4 protein-coding genes are annotated in these 4,365 nt (G+C 75.1%); 3 read left to right on the forward strand and 1 reads right to left on the reverse strand.

The genetic code is table 11. From position 1 onward, the window contains the following. Together HW445_RS19955 and HW445_RS19960 are read left to right on the forward strand one after the other, a co-directional pair. Window positions 1–967: iron chelate uptake ABC transporter family permease subunit (locus tag HW445_RS19955; RefSeq protein WP_180222355.1), on the forward strand; the 967-nt coding region annotated here is incomplete at its 5' end. Window positions 968–1,081: 114 nt separating this feature from the next. Further along, window positions 1,082–1,402, forward strand: coding sequence for a hypothetical protein (locus HW445_RS19960; protein WP_180222356.1), 321 nt, complete (start codon window positions 1,082–1,084; stop codon window positions 1,400–1,402). A 119-nt stretch (window positions 1,403–1,521) separates the two neighbouring features. Here HW445_RS19960 and HW445_RS19965 read toward each other — a convergent pair whose 3' ends face one another. Further along, on the reverse strand, window positions 1,522–2,574 hold the full coding sequence (locus HW445_RS19965; RefSeq protein WP_180222357.1) for a DUF3533 domain-containing protein: 1,053 nt from the start codon (window positions 2,572–2,574) through the stop codon (window positions 1,522–1,524). A gap of 354 nt (window positions 2,575–2,928) precedes the next feature. Between HW445_RS19965 and HW445_RS19970 the strand changes: the two genes are divergently transcribed. Further along, on the forward strand, window positions 2,929–4,365 hold a 1,437-nt coding region (locus HW445_RS19970; RefSeq protein WP_180222358.1), incomplete at its 3' end, for a hypothetical protein.

The following is a 4,365-nucleotide window of genomic DNA, read 5'->3' on the forward strand; positions in this document are numbered from 1 at the left end:
GCTGTCCGTGCTGGTGGTCCTGCTGGTGTGCGTGGCCGTCGCCGCCGTGCTGCTGGGCGACACCAAGCTGCTCCTGGGCGACGTCGCCAACTGGGCGCAGGGACGGGCCGGACGGGCCGTCACCTTCGTCCTCGACACCCGTGTCCCGCGGGTGGGCGCCGCGCTGCTGGCGGGTGCGGCGCTCGCGCTGGCCGGCACGCTGGTGCAGGCCGTCACCCGCAACCCGCTCGCCGAACCCGCCGTGCTGGGCGTCTCCAACGGCGCCGCGCTGGGCGCGGTCCTGCTGGTGACCTCGGTTCCTCTGGCCGGTTCCTGGGGCGTGGCCGGAGCGGCGTTCGCGGGGGCGGCGGTGGCGTCGGTGGTGGTGTTCGGGCTCGCCGCGAAGGGCGGATTCCGGCAGAACCGGCTGGTCCTGGTCGGTATGGGCGTGGCCACCGCGGCGACGTCCCTGATCAGCCTGCTCATCGTGCTCACCGACCCGTACAACGCGACCAAGGCGCTGACCTGGCTCTCCGGCTCCACCTACGGGCGCACCTTCCCGGACCTGGTGCCGCTGGCCGTGGTCCTGGCCCTGGGCGTCGCCGTGGCCGCCGCCCGGCGCACGGAGCTGGACCTGGTCTCCCTGGACGAGGACACCCCCAAGCTGCTGGGCGTCGGCCTGTCGCGCGAACGCCTGGTGCTGCTGGTGCTGAGCGTGCTGCTCAGCGCCACGGCGGTGGCGGCGGCGGGCACCATCGGCTTCGTCGGCCTGGTCGCGCCGCACGCCGCCCGCGCCCTGGTCGGCCGCCGCCACGTCCGCGTCGTGCCGGTCGCCGTCCTCCTCGGCGCGGTGCTGGTCTGCACCGCCGACCTCCTCGGCCGCACGGTCATCGCCCCCGCCCAGGTGGGCGCCGGCCTGATGACCGCGCTGATCGGCACGCCGTACTTCCTCTGGCTGCTGGTCAGGAGCCGCGCGGGCCGCGGCTAGACACCACCGCAGGCCGACGGGGCGCATGCCGGCGGGAGGGATGCCTCCCGCCGGCATGCGGCAGGATGGGGCGGGGACCGCCCGGTACCGCACCGTCGAGGAGTCAGGACACCCATGCCCGTCACCGCCCGCGACCCGGGACGTGCCCGGCTCGTCGTCACCCTGGCCGGCGCCGCCCTCGCCCTCCTGGGCGGCGTCCTGTGGCTGATCGGCGACGAGAACAAGGTCACCGGGGCCAACCGGGTCCAGCTGAACGGTTCCGCCGCCTGGGGCGAGGTCCTCGGCTTCGAGAGCGACCAGGCGGCCGCCTACGAGGCCGCGCGGGAGCAGGTGGACACCGGGGAGACGCAGATGGGCGCCGGGGTCGTCCTCGTCGTCGTGGGTCTCGCGGCGGTGGGCTCCCGCCGGCTGATCCGTCCGGCCGCCGAGCAGTAGGCCCCGGCCCCACGCGGGGCGGTCACCCTCTCCTGGTCCGTGCCCTGACGCGCCCTCACGCGCCGTGCCGTGACACGGTGCCGCGCCGTGCCGTGCCGTGCCGTGACGCCGCCCGGCGGTCACATCTGGCGGACCTCGCTCTCCTCGATCTTCCGGCGGCCGAGGCCCAGCACGGAGAAGAGCAGCGTCAACAGCGTCCCGCCGAGCGCCCAGGCGCCGAGGACGAGCAGTGGACCGGTGATGGCGCGGCCGTCGAAGTAGGCGATGGACCGCGCCGTCCAGGTGCCCGCCCCGGGGATGAGGGCCGGGCCGATGTCCCGCCAGAACGGGGGCAGCAGGGGGTAGGGGTACGCGCCGCCCGCGCTCGGGTTGCCGGCGATGACGACCACCAGGACGGTGAGCCCGATGCCGATGATGCCCAGCGCCGCCTGGAAGGCGAAGGTGATCGCCCCGGTCGCGAACACGACCAGCGCTCCCAGCCACCACAGGCCCGCCACGCTGCCCGGCATCGCGCCCAGCACAGGTCCGATCACCACCGCCCCCAGCAGACCGAGCAGCACCGCGTACACGGCGAGCGCCAGCAGCCGGATCACCGCCCGGCGGAGGTTGGCCGGCCGGGCGCCGTACCCCACGGCCAGGATGGCGGCGCACAGGTAGCCGCCCACGCACCAGCCGACGATCAGGTAGAACGAGGACAGCCCGCGCGCGTCGCCCCGCCGCACGGGGACGACGTCGACGGTGCGCACCTGCCGTCCCTGCCGGGCCTCGGCCCGGACGACCACCTCCTCCAGCGCCTCCGCGACCGGGGTGCCGCCGCCGCTCGCGACGAGCAGGCGGTCGGCGGGGGCGCGCGGGTCGACGACGAGCGCGCCGTAGATCCTCCGGTCCTCGATCTGCCGTCGCGCCTCCTCGGCGGAGGCGACCGGCCGCGCGTCGAGCGGCGATCCTGGCAGCGCGTCCAGCTGCTCCACCAGGGCGCCGCTCGTCCGCGGTGCGGTGACGACGCCGAACGCGATGTCCCGGGGCTTCGGTTCGTGGAAGGCGCCGGCGTAGGAGGCGATGAACAGCACGCCCAGCGCCAGCACGCCCAGGACGAGCAGCGCGGACCGCGGGCGGACCGCGTCCTTGACCTCTTCGGCGAACGTGGGCCTGGCAGGCGCTCCGGTATGCATGGTCCCAGCCTGGCCATCCGGCCGTCACTCCGCAGGCCAGGTCCGCCGGGCGGGGGAACGGAGGAGCCGCACGGGGCACGTGGCCGCCCCTGCGGGAGGCGTGAGGCGACCGGTGGCTGAGACGCCTGTTGTGCGGCCGGGTGTCCGTTCGCCACACTCGGCCCATGGACCGCCACGCGCACCTGAGCCGTCGACTCGACGTCGACCTCGCTCACGTGTGCTCGGCGATGTGTCACCGCGCCCTCTGAGCGCGGTGTCCCCCGCCCGGCAGTGCCGGGCCCCTCCCTTCCTGACGGGCGGAGTGTGCACCGCTGTCCGCGTGTTCCCGCTTCCCACCCTTGGACGGATGACTCCATGCGCCTCGCGCCCCTTACCCGTGCCGCCGTCGTCGCCGCGTCGACGCTGCTGGCCCTGACCTCGGCGACCTCGGTCTCGGCGGCCCCGAGCGGGCCGCTGCCGCCCGCCAATCCGTACGCCGGCCCACTGGGCACCGCCACCATGCACGGCGACACGGCCTCCTCGGACGCCACTCCCCTGCCGGGGCCGGCGGCCGGCACGTTGTCCTCACGCCGCACCGCCCTCGCCTCGGCCTGCCCGACCGTGCTGGTGGGCGCGGACGGCTTCCCCGTCGCGCTCTGCACGACCATCTTCGGCCGCACTCCCACCGTGCACCTCCTCGACCCGGCCACCGGGGATTCCCTCGCGGAGCTGGCGCTCACTCAGGGGTCGCTGCTGGGGGGCGTGTACGCCTACCTCGACAACGAGGACCGGCTGGTGGCGGTCGACGGCAACCGGGACCTGCTGCGGGTCGCCCACCGGCGAAGCGCCTCCGGCGACTGGGAGCTGTACGTGGACAGCCGCCTGTCGCTCGCCACGGCGGTGCCGGACGGCGACTCGGTGGTCGGGGTGTCCCCCGACTGGGAGGGCCGGGTCTGGTTCGCCACCGCCCAGGGCGTGGTGGGGACCGCCGACGACCGGACCGGCACCGTGCGGTCGGTCGCCCTGCCGGCGGGCGAACAGGTCGCCAACTCGATCTCCACGGTGCCCGCCGGCACCGCCGTGGCGACCACGCACGCCACCTACCTGCTGACCGCCGCCTCGGACGGCACGCCCCGCGTCACCTGGCGCCGGACCTACGACCGGGGACCGGGCCGCAAGCCCGGACAGCTCAGCTGGGGCACCGGCTCGACGCCCACCTTCTTCGGCCCGCGCACCGGCGCCGAGTACCTGACCGTCGTCGACAACGCCGCGCCCACCGTGAACCTGCTCGTCCACCGGGTGGAGGACGGCTCCCTCGTCTGCTCGGTGCCGGTGCTCAGAGCGGGCGGCAGCGGCAGTGAGAACTCGCCCGTGGCCGTGGGCGGCAGCGTCTTCATCGCCTCGACGTACGGATACCCCTACCCGCAGCTGCCGGAGGGCGCGGGGGAGAGCGTGCCCGCGTCGGGCGCCTTCGCGGGCGGCCTCTCACGGGTGGACGTGCGGGCGGACGGTTCGGGGTGCGACCTGAAGTGGGACAACCGGGTCCGCTCCGCGGCGGTGCCCCGGCTCTCCACCGCGGACGGCAAGCTGCGCACCGTGCTGCGGGAACCGGTGATCCCGGGCACCACCTCCACGTCGGTGCTGGACCCGTACCACTACGCCGAGATCGACCCGGAGACCGGCGCGGTGACCCGCACCAAGTGGCTGGGGAGCGGCTTCATCTTCGACACCCTGCAGATGGTCGGCTCGATCGCGCCCGGCGGCGTGGTCCTCCAGGGCACGACCACGGGTGTGCTGCGCGTGACCGCGGAG

The organism is Streptomyces sp. UH6 (assembly GCF_013421635.1).
Classification (GTDB): domain Bacteria; phylum Actinomycetota; class Actinomycetes; order Streptomycetales; family Streptomycetaceae; genus Streptomyces; species Streptomyces abyssomicinicus.